General features: G+C 55.9%; 14 protein-coding genes and 1 pseudogene. 12 read left to right on the top strand and 3 right to left on the bottom strand.

Annotation, left to right across the window (positions count from 1 at the left end; genetic code table 11):
* Positions 1-211: 211 nt before the first annotated feature.
* The 3 genes from yfbV (at position 212) to CBW22_RS14605 (ending at position 1,983) form a co-directional block, all read left to right on the top strand.
* On the top strand, positions 212-664 hold the full coding sequence (gene yfbV, locus CBW22_RS14615; protein WP_021509204.1) for a terminus macrodomain insulation protein YfbV: 453 nt from the start codon (positions 212-214) through the stop codon (positions 662-664).
* Positions 665-814: 150 nt separating this feature from the next.
* Complete coding sequence (locus CBW22_RS14610; RefSeq protein WP_021509205.1) at positions 815-1,309, top strand: YfbU family protein; 495 nt, start codon at positions 815-817, stop codon at positions 1,307-1,309.
* 14 nt (positions 1,310-1,323) lie between these two features.
* Positions 1,324-1,983, top strand: a complete 660-nt coding sequence (locus CBW22_RS14605; RefSeq protein ID WP_088517046.1) for a sugar phosphatase — start codon at positions 1,324-1,326, stop codon at positions 1,981-1,983.
* A 25-nt stretch (positions 1,984-2,008) separates the two neighbouring features.
* Here the strand turns inward: CBW22_RS14605 and yfbR are convergent, their stop codons facing one another.
* A complete protein-coding gene (gene yfbR, locus CBW22_RS14600) occupies positions 2,009-2,608 on the bottom strand; it encodes a 5'-deoxynucleotidase (RefSeq protein WP_021509207.1) in 600 nt (199 codons plus the stop codon).
* A gap of 70 nt (positions 2,609-2,678) precedes the next feature.
* Entirely contained in the window at positions 2,679-3,896 is a 1,218-nt protein-coding gene (locus CBW22_RS14595) for a pyridoxal phosphate-dependent aminotransferase (RefSeq protein WP_088517045.1), read from the bottom strand.
* A 965-nt stretch (positions 3,897-4,861) separates the two neighbouring features.
* Here CBW22_RS14595 and lrhA point away from each other — a divergent pair.
* Entirely contained in the window at positions 4,862-5,785 is a 924-nt protein-coding gene (gene lrhA / locus CBW22_RS14590) for a transcriptional regulator LrhA (RefSeq protein ID WP_021509211.1), read from the top strand.
* A gap of 48 nt (positions 5,786-5,833) precedes the next feature.
* On the opposite strand, the gene CBW22_RS26740 is transcribed toward lrhA, so the two are convergent.
* Positions 5,834-5,968 (bottom strand): hypothetical protein, encoded by a 135-nt coding sequence (locus tag CBW22_RS26740; RefSeq protein ID WP_254919513.1) that lies wholly within the window; start codon positions 5,966-5,968, stop codon positions 5,834-5,836.
* Between the two features lie 477 nt (positions 5,969-6,445).
* On the opposite strand from CBW22_RS26740, the gene CBW22_RS14585 reads away from it, so the two are divergent.
* The 8 genes and pseudogenes from CBW22_RS14585 (at position 6,446) to nuoI (ending at position 15,711) form a co-directional block, all read left to right on the top strand.
* Complete coding sequence (locus CBW22_RS14585; protein ID WP_021509213.1) at positions 6,446-6,889, top strand: NADH-quinone oxidoreductase subunit A; 444 nt, start codon at positions 6,446-6,448, stop codon at positions 6,887-6,889.
* Positions 6,890-6,904: 15 nt separating this feature from the next.
* Positions 6,905-7,582, top strand: coding sequence for a NuoB/complex I 20 kDa subunit family protein (locus tag CBW22_RS14580; RefSeq protein WP_021509214.1), 678 nt, complete (start codon positions 6,905-6,907; stop codon positions 7,580-7,582).
* Between the two features lie 116 nt (positions 7,583-7,698).
* Complete coding sequence (gene nuoC, locus CBW22_RS14575; protein WP_088517044.1) at positions 7,699-9,498, top strand: NADH-quinone oxidoreductase subunit C/D; 1,800 nt, start codon at positions 7,699-7,701, stop codon at positions 9,496-9,498.
* Positions 9,473-10,016, top strand: a pseudogene (gene nuoE / locus CBW22_RS14570) (NADH-quinone oxidoreductase subunit NuoE). Before nuoC ends, nuoE begins: the two are co-directional and overlap by 26 nt.
* Before the next feature lie 2 nt (positions 10,017-10,018).
* Positions 10,019-11,359, top strand: a complete 1,341-nt coding sequence (gene nuoF / locus CBW22_RS14565) for an NADH-quinone oxidoreductase subunit NuoF (protein WP_031280037.1) — start codon at positions 10,019-10,021, stop codon at positions 11,357-11,359.
* Positions 11,360-11,459: 100 nt separating this feature from the next.
* Positions 11,460-14,183: an NADH-quinone oxidoreductase subunit NuoG gene (gene nuoG, locus CBW22_RS14560; RefSeq protein ID WP_088517043.1), complete on the top strand. Its 2,724-nt coding sequence runs from the start codon at positions 11,460-11,462 to the stop codon at positions 14,181-14,183.
* On the top strand, positions 14,180-15,157 hold the full coding sequence (nuoH, locus tag CBW22_RS14555; RefSeq protein WP_021509219.1) for an NADH-quinone oxidoreductase subunit NuoH: 978 nt from the start codon (positions 14,180-14,182) through the stop codon (positions 15,155-15,157). The genes nuoG and nuoH overlap by 4 nt, the downstream gene beginning before the upstream one ends.
* A gap of 11 nt (positions 15,158-15,168) precedes the next feature.
* Positions 15,169-15,711: an NADH-quinone oxidoreductase subunit NuoI gene (gene nuoI, locus CBW22_RS14550; RefSeq protein ID WP_021509220.1), complete on the top strand. Its 543-nt coding sequence runs from the start codon at positions 15,169-15,171 to the stop codon at positions 15,709-15,711.
* Positions 15,712-15,720 lie beyond the last annotated feature (9 nt).

Genomic DNA, 15,720 nt, shown 5'->3' with positions numbered 1-15,720 from the left:
TTCGGTAATTTTACGCAGATTTTTGAAATCCACGAAGCGAAACATGGCTCCAGCGCGCTCTTTTATTGAGCTGCGGCTTCCGGTAATGTTGCAAAAACGGCGTCAGAATACCCACTGTGACCCGCAAAGACAAAATCTTTTGAAGGATGTCACGTAAAGTTGTGTAGTTATAAAATTTTTTTAAATGTTGCAGTAATAGTTGAGGTCTACCATGGCGAATGACGCAGGCAATCCAGGCTGGTTCGGCTTATTTCAGCGCGGCCAGCACTATATGAAAACCTGGCCCGCCGACAAACGTCTGGCGCCGGTGTTTCCTGAGAACCGTGTGGTGACGGCAACCCGCTTTGCGATTCGCTTTATGCCACCGCTGGCCATTTTTACGCTGACGTGGCAAATCGCGCTCGGCGGGCAGCTCGGTCCGGCGATTGCTACCGCTCTGTTTGCCTGTAGCCTGCCAATGCAGGGATTATGGTGGCTGGGTAAACGTTCCGTCACGCCGCTGCCGCCAACGCTGCTGCACTGGTTCCATGAAGTGCGCGCCAAACTGGAAGAGGCCGGACAGGCCATTGCCCCCGTTGACGGCAAGCCGACTTACCAGGCGCTGGCGGATGTGCTCAAGCGTGCTTTTAAGCAGCTCGACCGTACTTTCCTCGACGATCTTTGATCAAATGGCGCTTTTCTCTGCCAGAGAATTTGCGCCCAATCCCGGTTCAAATCAAAGAATAGTGATGCGGACATACACGCATCGCTTTCGTTGTGTAATCATTTCTGCATTGTTTAAATCTTAAGCGGCCCTGCGGCCCGGGAGTAAACCATGGAAATGACCCATGCACAGCGACTGATTCTTTCTAATCAATACCAGATGATGGCGATGCTTGAGCCGGATAACGCCGAGCGCTATCGCCGCTATCAGACCATCATTGAACGCGGCTATGGACTGCAATTGCGCGAGCTGGACAAAGAGTTCGGCGAGCTGAGCGAGGCGACCTGCCGTACGCTGATCGACATTATGGAAATGCATCATGCGCTGCATGTTTCCTGGTCCAATCACAAAGCGCCGTGCAACATTGAAGAGCGTCGCCTGGCGTTTCTCGGCTTCGACGCGGCCACCGAAGCGCGTTACCTCGGCTATGTGCGCTTTATGGTTAATGTGGAAGGGCGCTATACCCATTTCGATTCCGGCACCCACGGCTTCAATGCGCAAACCCCGATGTGGGAAAAATACCAACGCATGCTGGCGGTGTGGCACACTTGTCCGCGTCAGTATCACCTCAGTGAGAATGAAATCGCTCAAATCCTCAATGCCTGAATAAGGAGCAACGTGTGAAGTACAGGGGTTTTCTGTTTGATTTAGACGGGACGCTGGTGGATTCACTGCCGGCCGTGAATCGCGCCTGGTCAAGCTGGGGCGCGCGCCACGGCCTGGCCGCGCAGCAGGTGCTGGACTACATTCACGGCAAACCGGCGATCAACTCGCTGCGCCACTTTATGGCGGGCCAGTCTGAAGCAGCGATCCAGGCCGAATTTCGCTGGCTGGAGCAGCTGGAAGCAGAAGACACGGCAGGCGTGCAGGCGATTGCCGGTGCACACGCGTTGCTGGCTACCCTGAACGCACTCGACATTCCCTGGGCGATTGTGACCTCGGGATCGATCCCGGTGGCGCACGCCCGCCACAAAGCGGCCGGCTTACCGCTGCCGGAAGTGTTTATTACCGCCGAGAACATTAAATTCGGTAAGCCCAATCCTGAACCTTATTTGCTGGGTGCTGAGCGGCTCGGGCTTTATGCGCCAGAATGCGTGGTGGTGGAAGATGCACCGGCGGGCATTATCGCCGGGCTGGAAGCGGGCTGCGCGGTGGTGGCGGTCAATCCGCCGGCCGATGCGCCACGCCTGAGTGAAGTGGCGCTGCAGGTGGAAAATCTGCAGCCGCTGCACATCAGTAAACAGCCGGACGGTTATTTCAGCGTGACGCTCCGCGCCTGAAATAGCCCACGCTGAGCGGCGCAGGTTACAGCGGCGTATCCTGGGAAATTTCATCCAGCGACAGGCTGAAGCTGGGGATGAAGACTTCAACGAAGTAATCCATCTCCGGCGATCGCCGCTGCGCCAGCGTCTTCTCCAGACGGGCTTTGGCCAGCAGAAACTCGTTGTTGCCGGCCGACAGTTCTTCAAGGCACTTAAGGTAGGCGCACAGCGCATCGGCCTGTTTCACCACCGCCTGCTCGCTCTCGCTATGCAGGTGCTCATCCAGCAGCGGACGATACGCGTCCTGCAACTCAGGCGGCAGCATCTCAATCAGCTTGTGCTGCGCAATCTTTTCGATCTTCTTGTACTCATGAGCAATCTGCGCGTTGTAGTACTTCACCGGCGTGGGCAGATCGCCGGTCAGCACTTCGCTGGCATCATGATACAGCGCCAGCATGGCGATGCGATCGGCATTCAGATTGCCGTTAAATTTTTTGTTTTTAATGATGGCCAGCGCATGCGCCACCATGGCGACCTGCAGACTGTGCTCAGAGACATTTTCCGTGCGCACATTGCGCATCAGCGGCCAGCGGTTGATGAGTTTCAGGCGGGAGAGGTGGGCGAAAAAGTGGCTACGGGTCATGGACGGTTCCTGTTGCACGGCGGGGAGCTTGTGCGGCTCCCCGAAAGTCAAACAGTATACGCGTCACAGATTACTGGCGATAGCCTTGCAGGAAGCGACCAAACTTGTTGATCGCCATCTCGAGGTCGTCCACGCGCGGCAGGGTAACGATGCGCACGTGATCCGGCCACGGCCAGTTAAAGGCGGTGCCCTGCACCAGCAGCACTTTTTCCTGCAGCAGGAAATCCAGCACCATTTTCTGGTCGTCCATGATGTTGAATTTCTTCGCATCGATGCGCGGGAACATATACAGCGCGCCCTGCGGCTTTACGCAGCTGACGCCGGGAATATCGTTAATCAGTTCCCAGGCGCGCTGGCGCTGCTCGAACAGCCGTCCACCCGGCGCGATAAACTCGCTGATGCTCTGATAGCCGCCCAGCGCAGTCTGAATGGCATGCTGTGCCGGCACGTTAGCGCACAAACGCATTGAAGCCAGCATCTCCAGACCTTCGATATAGCCTTTGGCGTGCTTTTTCGGTCCGTTCAGCACCATCCAGCCCTGGCGGAAACCCGCCACGCGGTAGGTTTTGGACAGCCCGTTGAAGGTTACGGTCAGCAGATCCGGTGCCAGCGCGGCAATCGAATGATGCTGGGCTTCGTCATACAGAATCTTATCGTAGATCTCGTCGGCGAAGATGATCAGGTTATGCTGGCGGGCGATCTCCACAATCTCCAGCAGCAGCTCTTTGCTGTACACCGCACCGGTCGGGTTGTTGGGATTGATGATCACGATCCCGCGGGTACGCGGCGTGATTTTGCTGCGGATATCATTCAGATCCGGGAACCAGCCCGCGGATTCGTCGCACAGATAGTGCACCGCTTTGCCGCTCGACAGCGAAACCGCCGCCGTCCACAGCGGATAATCTGGCGCGGGCACCAGCATCTCATCGCCGCTGTTCAGCAGCGCCTGCATCGCCTGTACGATCAGTTCAGACACGCCGTTGCCAATATAGATATCTTCTACCGTAACGTCGCGCATGTCGCGCGCCTGGTAGTGCTGCATGATGGCTTTACGTGCTGAATAGAGACCTTTCGAGTCGCAATAGCCTTGCGCGCTCGGTAGGTTACGAATCACGTCTACCAGGATTTCATCAGGGGCTTCAAAACCAAACGGGGCAGGGTTGCCGATGTTGAGTTTGAGAACTTTGTTGCCTTCTTCTTCGAGACGTTTAGCTTCTTTCAGTACCGGGCCACGAATGTCGTAACAGACATTTTCCAGCTTGCCGGATTTATCAATTTGAAAATTCATCGTTATCGCCTTAATGGGCAGAGTCCTTTTAACCTGCCACTAAAATCAAACCTGCTCAATTTACTCCTCTCACCGTAACAAAAGAAGGGCAGCGCTGGGTTTTGGCGCGATAGCCAGGCTTTGCCGGATTCAGTGGCGTGAAACGCATTTTTAACTATTAAAACTGGTTTAATTATCTATTAAAATGGCAGCAGTCAACATTAAATGCTTGCGCTGATCGGGTCGCCTGTAAACCGGGATATCCAGCCGCGCGCCGCGCCATTCAGCAATTTTTCATTTAACTGCGGTCTGAGGAATGGTTAGCGACTTGATGAAATAGTTAAAGGAATCTTGTTAGATGCCGAAAAAATGTGCAGCAATGATTAAGCACTATCTGGCATGAGGCGATGACGACGGTTATTTGCTTTGCGAAGCGGTTGAAACCAGGCCCCGTCAGCCGGGGATAAAACCGCGTGGCAGCGGCTTAAATAGCATTTACGCTGTCACTTTAACGCTTATCATTCAGTTTAAGAACCAGGCGGGTTAAAAAATCAGCAGCGTTGTGGCAGGATGTGCCGGAAATGGCTTTTGGTCAAAAATTACGATGTTTTGAACAAAAACATTTCCATTTATAGCGTAAAAATGATTAAGTATAATTTATTATTTGATGCACTTTATCGCTTCGCATCAGCATAACAAGATGTTATTCCTTTTTGCCCCGCAGGACAGTTTGGCGGGAAACCAGGCAACTACACAGCTTCCAGCAACGTTCTACTGACGTCCCTGGCCCAGGAAGTTGTTCTGACTTTTACGACGCCATTGCCCGTTTTGCGGTGATGTGTTCGTCGGCATCCGCCTGACTCGATTTTTTCATGAGCGCCTTCACACAGGGCGATCATTAAGCACCATTACCACTTATCTCTTTGATAAGTATGGTAATACACCAGGGTAGTAGTTTCAAAAAATCTTATAAGTGAAGAAATAACATGACTAATGCAAATCGTCCGATACTGAATCTCGACCTCGATCTGCTGCGTACTTTTGTCGCCGTTGCTGACCTGAATACCTTTGCAGCCGCCGCTGCAGCAGTATGCAGAACGCAATCAGCCGTAAGCCAGCAGATGCAACGTCTGGAACAATTGGTAGGTAAAGAGCTGTTTGCCAGACATGGACGTAACAAATTGCTGACTGAGCATGGCATTCAGCTGCTTGGCTACGCCAGGAAGATCCTGCGTTTCAACGATGAAGCCTGCACTTCTTTAATGTACAGCAATATCCAGGGCGTGCTGACGATTGGCGCGTCTGACGATACCTCTGATACCATTCTGCCGTTTCTGCTTAACCGCGTAACGTCAGTGTATCCGAAACTGGCAATCGACGTCCGCGTGAAGCGTAATCCGTTTATGATGGAAATGCTGAACCAGGGCGAAGTGGATCTGGTGGTCACCACCTCCAGTCCGGGTAACTTCACCTACCAGGTGCTGCGCACCTCGCCAACGCTGTGGTACTGCGCGGCAGACTATATTTTCCAGCGCGGTGAAGCCATTCCGCTGGTGCTGCTGGATGAGCCAAGCCCGTACCGTGACATGGCGATCGATCATCTCAACGAAGCGGGTATCCCGTGGCGTATCTCCTACGTGGCTTCCACGCTGGCGGCGGTACGTGCGGCGGTAAAAGCGGGGCTGGGTGTCACCGCGCGTCCGGTTGAAATGATGAGCCCGGAGCTGCGCGTGATGGGTGCTGCAGAAGGCCTGCCGGTGCTGCCGGATACGCAATATCTGCTGTGCCGTAATCCGGACAGCGATAATGAGCTGGCACTGGCCATCTTCAACGCGATGCAGTCCACTAACGATCCTTACAATCTGAGCGCGAATCCGGACGGTACGCTGCTGCTGGATGATGAAGAGTAAGGTTGACCGTTACTGGTGATCCTGCACAACCGGCATGCCAGATAATTGTTAAAAGTTAGAGAAAAAAGCCTTAGCCTGATGAAAATCAGCTAAGGCTTTTTTTATGGCGGTTATTTCCGCTTTTTTAGCACGATTTGCACCTGATAATTTCACTAACTTCCTGAAAAGTGAAATGTGTTTCATTTTCATCCTGCGCGGAATTTATTTATCATTTCGTGCCAACTTTATCTCCGCCTGCCGCCAGACCGCCTGCCGGTTTTTCCAGCAAAAAACGTCAATATGTGTTCTGGATCAAAAAAATACCCCCGATAAGGGGGGGGAAATCCGCGCAAGACCTGTCAAACTATGATTGTTAAACGCACGATCCATGCATGTGAATACCCGCTACACTGAAATTAACCGTACAAACTGAAGCGATTTAGCTGGCGCTCAGGGGTGCATATGTTAATAATATGATGCGGGTGTAAATTAATGTTTGGATACTTTTGTCAAAGTTGACAAAAGGTTATAGAAAGGAGTAAAAAACCCCATAAAATTGCTGCTTAATTGATAAAGACAGCAAAGTTTATAAGGTTTTTTATCCTTCCCTTGAATCGATGTGGTGTGTTTGCTGCGACAGTGCAGGATGCCATCGCCACTTTTGATGAGTAAGCAAAGAGTATGTCAACAACCACAGAAGTCATCGCTCATCACTGGGCGTTTATTGTTTTCATTGTTATCGCGTTTGGCCTGTGTGCCTTTATGTTAACCGGTGGCTGGTTGTTAGGTGGACGTGCACGCGCGCGCCATAAAGACACGCCGTTTGAATCCGGTATCGAATCCGTCGGTGATACCCATATCCGCCTCTCGGCAAAATTCTATCTGGTTGCGATGTTTTTCGTCATTTTCGACGTCGAAGCCCTCTATCTATACGCATGGTCGACCTCCATTCGCGAAAGCGGCTGGGTCGGCTTTGTCGAAGCCGCAATTTTCATTTTGGTGCTCCTGGCAGGCCTGGTTTATCTGGTGCGCATCGGTGCGCTGGATTGGGCGCCTGCGCGTCGTCGCGTAGTCGTCAAATCGAGCCCGGTCAGCCACAGTCACACCAACCCTCATAAGCAGTAAAAGCGAGGCAATAAGATGGACTACACGCTGACACGCGTAGACCCGAACGGGGGCGATAACGACCGTTATCCCCTGCAGAAACAGGAGATTGTTACCGATCCTCTGGAGCAGCACGTTCATCGCAGCGTCTATATGGGCAAGCTCGAGCACGCCCTGCATGACATGGTGAACTGGGGTCGTAAAAACTCTCTCTGGCCGTATAACTTCGGCCTTTCCTGTTGCTACGTGGAAATGACCACGTCATTCACCGCAGTACATGATGTGGCGCGTTTCGGTGCGGAAGTAATGCGCGCCTCGCCACGTCAGGCTGACTTTATGGTGATCGCCGGTACGCCGTTTACCAAAATGGCACCGGTGATTCAGCGTTTGTATGACCAGATGCTGGAACCGAAATGGGTGATTTCGATGGGGGCCTGCGCCAATTCCGGCGGTATGTATGACATCTATTCGGTGGTGCAGGGTGTCGATAAATTCCTGCCGGTTGATGTGTATATCCCGGGTTGTCCGCCACGTCCGGAAGCTTACATGCAGGCGCTGCTGCTGCTGCGTGAGTCCATCGGCAAAGAACGTCGTCCACTCTCGTGGGTGGTTGGCGATCAGGGCGTGTATCGCGCCAATATGCAGTCTGAGCGTGAAAGAAAGCGTGGTGAGCGTATTGCCGTCACCAACCTGAGAACCCCAGACGAAGTTTAAGCACCCCGTACACGGATGGAGCCACGGCCGCAGCAGATAATGACAACGTAGTGTGTGCCGCCATCCTGACGCCTTCTTTTGAGTGCCTGATTACAGGCCGGAATGGTGAGTAACGTATGACAGATTTAACCACGCAAGATCTCGCTCAGCCTGCATGGCAAACCCGGGATCACCTGGATGATCCGGTGATCGGCGAGCTGCGTAACCGTTTTGGGCCGGATGCCTTTACCGTTCAGGCCACCCGCACCGGCATTCCGGTCGTTTGGGTGAAGCGTGAACAGCTACTGGAAATCATTGAATTCCTGCGTAAGCTGCCGAAGCCGTACGTCATGCTCTATGACCTGCACGGTTTCGATGAGCGTTTACGTACCCACCGCGCCGGTCTGCCCGCCGCGGATTTTTCCGTTTTCTATCACCTGCTGTCGATTGAACGCAACCGCGACATCATGCTCAAGGTGGCGCTGTCTGAAAACGATCTGAATGTGCCCACCATCACCAAAATTTTCGCCAACGCCAACTGGTATGAGCGCGAAACCTGGGAGATGTTTGGTATCACCTTCAACGGCCACCCGCACCTGACGCGCATCATGATGCCGCAGACCTGGGAAGGGCACCCGCTGCGTAAAGACTACCCGGCGCGCGCCACCGAGTTCGATCCTTTCACGCTGACTAAGCAGAAAGAAGATCTGGAGATGGAGTCACTGACCTTCAAGCCGGAAGACTGGGGCATGAAGCGTGGCACCACCAATGAGGACTTCATGTTCCTCAACCTCGGTCCGAACCACCCTTCAGCGCACGGTGCGTTCCGCATCATTCTGCAGCTGGATGGCGAAGAGATCGTCGACTGCGTGCCGGACGTGGGTTACCACCACCGCGGCGCGGAGAAGATGGGCGAGCGTCAGTCGTGGCACAGCTATATTCCGTATACCGACCGTATCGAGTACCTCGGCGGCTGCGTAAACGAAATGCCGTACGTGCTGGCGGTGGAAAAGCTGGCGGGCATCACCGTACCGGATCGCGTGAATGTGATTCGCGTGATGCTGTCAGAGCTGTTCCGTATCAACAGCCACCTGCTGTACATCTCCACCTTTATTCAGGACGTCGGTGCCATGACGCCGGTGTTCTTTGCCTTTACCGACCGTCAGAAAATTTATGACGTGGTGGAAGCGATCACCGGTTTCCGTATGCACCCGGCGTGGTTCCGCATCGGTGGTGTGGCGCACGATCTGCCGAAAGGCTGGGAACGTCTGCTGCGCGAGTTCCTCGACTGGATGCCGAAGCGTCTGAAAGAGTACGACAAAGCTGCGCTGCGCAACACCGTGCTGATGGGCCGTTCGCAGGGCGTGGCCGCCTATAACATGGACGAAGCGCTGGCGTGGGGCACCACCGGTGCCGGTCTGCGCGCTACCGGTCTGGACTTCGACGTGCGTAAATGGCGTCCCTATTCCGGCTATGAAAACTTCGACTTCGAGGTGCCGGTCGGCGCCGGTATCAGCGACGCTTACACCCGCGTGCAGCTGAAGATGGAAGAGATGTGGCAGTCGCTGCGTATCCTTGAGCAGTGCCTGAAGAACATGCCGGAAGGCTCGTTCAAGGCCGATCATCCGCTGACCACGCCGCCACCGAAAGAGCGCACGCTGCAGCACATTGAAACCCTGATCACGCACTTCCTGCAGGTTTCGTGGGGCCCGGTAATGCCGGCCAACGAATCGTTCCAGATGATTGAAGCGACGAAAGGGATCAACAGCTACTACCTGACCAGCGATGGCAGCACCATGAGCTACCGCACCCGCGTGCGTACGCCGAGCTTCCCGCATCTGCAGCAGATCCCTTCGGTGATCCGCGGCAGCCTGGTATCCGACCTGATCGTGTACCTCGGTAGTATCGATTTTGTTATGTCAGACGTGGACCGCTAATTATGCACGATCAAAAAATTGCCATTCAAACCATCGACCCGACTGAGGTCTTTGTGCTGAGCGAGGCCGAGCACCACGCTATTGAGCATGAAAAACATCACTATGAAGATGCGCGCGCGGCGTCGATTGAAGCGCTGAAGATCGTGCAGAAGCAGCGCGGCTGGGTGCCAGACGGTGCCATCAACGCGATTGCTGAGGTACTGGGCATTCCGGCCAGCGACGTAGAAGGTGTGGCGACGTTTTACAGCCAGATCTACCGTACGCCGGTTGGCCGCCACGTGATTCGCTACTGCGACAGCGTGGTGTGCCACATCACCGGTTACCAGGGCATTCAGGCGGCGCTGGAGCAGAACCTGAACATTAAGCCAGGACAAACCACGCCGGATGGTCGCTTTACGCTGCTGCCAACCTGCTGCCTCGGCAACTGTGACAAAGGCCCGACCATGATGGTGGATGAAGATACCCACGTTCACCTGACGCCGGAAGGCATCGCCAATCTGCTGGAGCAGTATCAATGACCATTAAACAGATCATTCGTACTGCGGAAACCCATCCGCTGACCTGGCGTCTGCGTGACGACAAACAGCCGGTATGGTTCGATGAATACCGCAGTAAAAACGGCTACGTTGGCGCCGATAAAGCGCTCAAGGGCATGAGCCAGGACGAGATCGTCGCCGCGGTGAAGGATTCCGGCCTGAAAGGGCGCGGCGGTGCGGGCTTCAGCACCGGCCTGAAGTGGAGCCTGATGCCCAAAGATGAATCCATGAACATCCGTTACCTGCTGTGTAACGCCGATGAGATGGAACCTGGCACCTATAAAGACCGCCTGCTGATGGAGCAGTTGCCGCACCAGCTGGTGGAAGGCATGCTGATCAGTGCGTTTGCGCTGAAAGCCTACCGTGGCTACATCTTCCTGCGCGGTGAATACATCGAAGCCGCGGAAAATCTGCGTCGTGCCATCGCCGAAGCCACTGCCGCGGGCTATCTCGGTAAAAACATTCTTGGTACCGGCTTCGATTTCGAGCTGTTTGTTCACACCGGTGCAGGCCGCTATATCTGCGGCGAAGAGACCGCGCTGATCAACTCGCTGGAAGGGCGCCGCGCTAACCCGCGCTCCAAGCCGCCGTTCCCGGCCAGTGCCGGCGTCTGGGGCAAACCGACCTGCGTCAACAACGTTGAGACGCTGTCGAACGTGCCGGCGATCTTCCTGAATGGCGTGGAGTGGTACAAAAACATCTCCAGCAGCGAAGACACTGGCACCAAGATGATGGGCTTCTCCGGCCGGGTGAAAAATCCGGGCGTGTGGGAGCTGCCGTTTGGCACCACCGCACGCGAAATCCTTGAGGATTATGCCGGCGGTATGCGCGATGGCCTCAAGTTCAAAGCCTGGCAGCCGGGCGGAGCCGGTACTGACTTCCTGACCGAGCAGCACCTCGACCTGCCGATGGAATTTGCCAGCATCGGCAAAGCCGGCAGCCGTCTGGGTACCGCGCTGGCGATGGCGGTCGACCACGAAATCAATATGGTGTCGCTGGTACGCAACCTCGAAGAGTTCTTTGCGCGCGAGTCGTGCGGCTGGTGTACGCCGTGCCGTGATGGTCTGCCGTGGAGCGTGAAGATCCTGCGTGCGCTGGAGCAGAAAAAAGGCCAGCCGGGGGATATCGAAACCCTGCTGCAGCTGTGCCGCCAGCTCGGTCCGGGCAAGACGTTCTGCGCCCACGCACCGGGTGCCGTTGAGCCACTGCAGAGCGCGATTAAATATTTCCGTGACGAGTTTGAAGCTGGCATTGCGCCGCAGGTGTTTGGCAATACCCGCGCCATTGGCGGGATTCAGCCTAACCTGCTGAAAGCGCGCTGGTAAGCCGCCGTCGTACACGGAATCGCCCGGGCCTGAGGCTGCGGGGCAGGAATTAGATGTTTAACGCTCGTCTGCGGACGAGCCTTACGGAAGCATGTTCACTATGGCTACAATCCATGTAGACGGTAAAGAATATGATGTGAACGGAGCGGACAACCTGCTGCAGGCGTGTCTGTCTCTGGGCCTTGATATTCCTTATTTTTGCTGGCATCCGGCGCTGGGAAGCGTGGGAGCCTGCCGCCAGTGCGCGGTGAAGCAATTCCAGAATGCCGAAGATACCCGTGGTCGCCTCGTCATGTCCTGCATGACGCCTGCGTCTGACGGCACCTTTATCTCCATCGACGATGGCGAAGCGAAAGAGTTTCGTGAAAGCGTGGTGGAGTGGCTGATGACCAACCACCCGCACGACTGTCCGGTGTGCGAAGAGGGCGGTAACTGTCACCTGCAGGATATGACGGTAATGACGGGACACAGCTTCCGTCGCTACCGTTTTACCAAGCGTACCCATCAGAATCAGGATCTCGGGCCGTTTATCTCGCATGAGATGAACCGCTGTATCGCCTGTTACCGCTGCGTGCGCTACTACAAAGATTACGCCGATGGCAAAGATCTTGGCGTGTACGGCGCGCATGACAACGTCTACTTTGGCCGTCCGGAAGATGGCACGCTGGAGAGCGAATTCTCCGGTAACCTGGTAGAAATCTGTCCGACCGGCGTGTTCACCGATAAAACCCACTCTGAACGCTATAACCGTAAGTGGGATATGCAGTTTGCGCCCAGCATCTGCCAGCAGTGCAGCGTGGGTTGTAACACCAGCCCGGGCGAGCGTTATGGCGAGCTGCGTCGTATCGAAAACCGCTACAACGGATCGGTGAACCACTACTTCCTGTGCGACCGTGGCCGTTTCGGCTATGGCTACGTGAACCGTAAAGATCGTCCGCGTCATCCGGAACAGCTGCGTGGCAGCGACCGTATCACGCTGAACGCAGAACAGGCGGTTAATGCCGCCGCGGATATCCTGCGTCAGGCGAAGAAGGTGATCGGTATCGGTTCACCTCGCGCCAGTATTGAAAGCAACTTCGCGCTACGTGAACTGGTGGGCGCTGAAAACTTCTCAACCGGTATGCCGGCAGCTGAGCAGGCGCGGGTTGAGCTGATGCTGAAAGTGCTGCAGCAGGGCGGTATCTATACGCCATCGCTGCGTGAAATTGAAAGCTATGACGCCGTGCTGGTGCTGGGTGAAGACCTGACTCAGGTCGGTGCCCGCGTGGCGCTGTCGGTGCGTCAGGCCGTTAAAGGCAAAGCACGCGAAATGGCCGCCGCTCAGAAAGTCGCGGACTGGCAGATCGCCGCCATCCTCAACATTGGTCAGCATGCCAAACATCCGCTGTTTGTCACTAACGTTGATGAAACCCGTCTCGATGATATCGCCTCATGGAGCTATCGCGCACCGGTGGAAGATCAGGCACGCCTGGGCTTCGCCATCGCGCATGCGCTGGATGACAGCGCACCGGCGGTTAGCGACTTTGACAGCAGCCTGAATGGCAAGCTGGACGTGGTGGTTCAGGCGCTGGCCGGCGCGAAAAAACCGCTGATCATTTCCGGTACCCACTCGGGCAGCACGGCAATGATTGAAGCGGCAGCCAACGTGGCTAAAGCGCTGAAAGCGCGCGGTGCTGACGTGGGTATCACCTTCCTCGCCGGTGCCGCCAACAGCTTTGGTCTGGGACTGATGGGCGGCCAGTCGCTGGACAGCGCGCTGGAGCAGCTGGATAAAGGCGAAGCGGAAGCGCTGGTGGTGCTGGAGAACGATCTCTACCGTCACGCGCCGAAAGCCACCGTCGATGCGGCACTGCATAACACCGCGCACGTGATCGTGGTTGATCATCAACGCACGGCCACGCTGGAGAAAGCCGGTCTGGTGCTCTCCACCGCCAGCTTTGCCGAGAGCGACGGCACCTCCATCAACCATGAAGGTCGCGCCCAGCGCTTCTTCCAGGTTTACGATCCGTCCTACTACGACGATAGCGTGGTGATGCTGGAGAGCTGGCGCTGGCTGCATTCGCTGCACAGTGCCGTCGAGAGCCGCCAGATTGACTGGACGCAGCTCGATCACGTGATTGATGCCGCGATTGTGGCGCTGCCGCAGCTGAAAGGGATTAAGGACGCGGCGCCGGACGCCAGCTTCCGCATCCGTGGTCAGAAACTGGCGCGTTCACCGCATCGTGCCAGTGGCCGTACCGCCGCGCGCGCCAACATCAGCGTGCACGAACCGCGTCAGCCGCAGGATAAAGACACCATGTTCGCCTTCTCCATGGAAGGTAACAACCAGCCGTCGGCACCGCGTTCGCAGATTCCTTTTGCCTGGGCACCAGGCTGGAACTCACCGCAGGCGTGGAACAAGTTCCAGGCGGAAGTGGGCGGTAAACTGCGTCATGGCGATCCGGGCGTGCGTCTGTTTGAAGCCAGCGAAAGTGCACTGGACTGGTTCAGCCAGGTTCCGGCACGCTTCGTGGGCGGCAGCCAGTATCGCGTGGCACCTTACTATCAGCTGTTTGGTAGTGAAGAGATGACCCAGCGCTCGCCAACCTTCCAGAAACGCATGGCGCCGGCCACGCTGGTGATCAACCCGGCAGATGCTGAGAAGCTGGGCGTTAATAACGGTGCGTCCGTGGAGCTGGTTTGCGCCGGTGAAACGCTGCGTCTGCCGGTGCGCTTCTCTGCGGCACTGCAGGCGGGGCAGGTGGGTCTGCCGCTCGGCATGCCGGGTGTACCGCCGTTCCTCGCGGGTGCGCAAATTGACAAACTGCAGGAGGCAGCGCAATGAGCTGGCTGACACCGGACGTTATTGACATCATCCTGCAGGTGGTGAAAGCCATTGTCATCCTGCTGGTGGTGGTGGCCTGTGGTGCCTTCATGAGCTTTGCCGAGCGTCGTCTGCTCGGCCTGTGGCAGAACCGTTATGGACCGAACCGCGTAGGCTGGGGCGGCTCGCTGCAGCTGGCGGCGGACATGATCAAAATGTTCTTTAAAGAGGACTGGGTTCCGCCGTTTACCGATCGCTTCATCTTTACCCTGGCACCGGTCATCGCCTTCGTTTCGCTGCTGCTGGCGTTTGCGATTGTGCCGGTTTCGCCGAGCTGGATGGTCACCGACCTGAACATCGGTCTGCTGTTCTTCCTGATGATGGCGGGTCTGGCGGTTTACGCCGTACTGTTCGCGGGCTGGTCGAGTAACAACAAATACTCGCTGCTCGGTGCAATGCGTGCCTCCGCGCAGACCCTGAGCTACGAAGTGTTCCTCGGCCTGTCGCTGATGGGCGTGGTGGCGCAGGCGGGTTCCTTTAACCTGAACGCCATCGTTGAGAGCCAGACGCACCTGTGGAACATCATCCCGCAGTTCTTTGGCTTCGTGACCTTCTGTATTGCCGGCGTCGCGGTGTGCCACCGTCATCCGTTTGACCAGCCGGAAGCGGAACAGGAGCTGGCCGACGGTTACCACATCGAATATGCCGGGATGAAGTTCGGCCTGTTCTTTGTCGGTGAGTACGTGGCCATTACTACCGTATCGGCGCTAATCGTCACCCTGTTCTTCGGTGGCTGGCACGGTCCGTTCCTGCCGCCGTTCATCTGGTTCGCCCTGAAAACGGCGTTCTTTATGGTGATGTTTATCCTGATTCGTGCTGCGCTGCCGCGTCCACGCTATGACCAGGTGCTGTCGTTCGGCTGGAAAGTATGTCTGCCGTTGACGTTATTGAACCTGCTGGCCACTGCCGCAGTGATTCTGTACAACGCGCAGTAAGGGGTTTTGAGATGACTTTAAAAGATATTGTCGTTGGCTTCGGCACGACAGTGCGCAGTATCTGGATGATTGGCATGCATGCCTTCGCCAAACGCGAAACCCAGATGTATCCGGAAGAGCCGGTTTATCTGCCGCCGCGCTACCGTGGCCGTATCGTGCTGACGCGCGATCCGGACGGCGAAGAGCGCTGCGTGGCCTGTAACCTGTGCGCCGTTGCCTGCCCGGTCGGCTGTATTTCGCTGCAGAAAGCGGAGATGCAGGATGGCCGCTGGTATCCGGAATTTTTCCGCATCAACTTCTCGCGCTGCATCTTCTGTGGTTTATGTGAAGAAGCCTGTCCGACCACCGCGATTCAGCTGACGCCGGACTTCGAACTCGGTGAGTTCAAGCGTCAGGATCTGGTGTATGAGAAGGAAGACCTGCTGATTTCCGGTCCGGGTAAATATCCGGAGTACAACTTCTACCGCATGGCAGGTATGGCGATCGACGGTAAAGACAAAGGCGACGCGGAAAACGAAGCCAAACCGATCGACGTTAAAGGCTTATTACCTTAAGGAGCCGGG

This window comes from Pantoea sp. VS1 (genome assembly GCF_002207995.1).
Lineage (GTDB): Bacteria > Pseudomonadota > Gammaproteobacteria > Enterobacterales > Enterobacteriaceae > Pantoea > Pantoea dispersa.
Note: the sequence above shows the minus strand (reverse complement) of the source record. Positions and strands in the feature narration are given on the sequence as shown.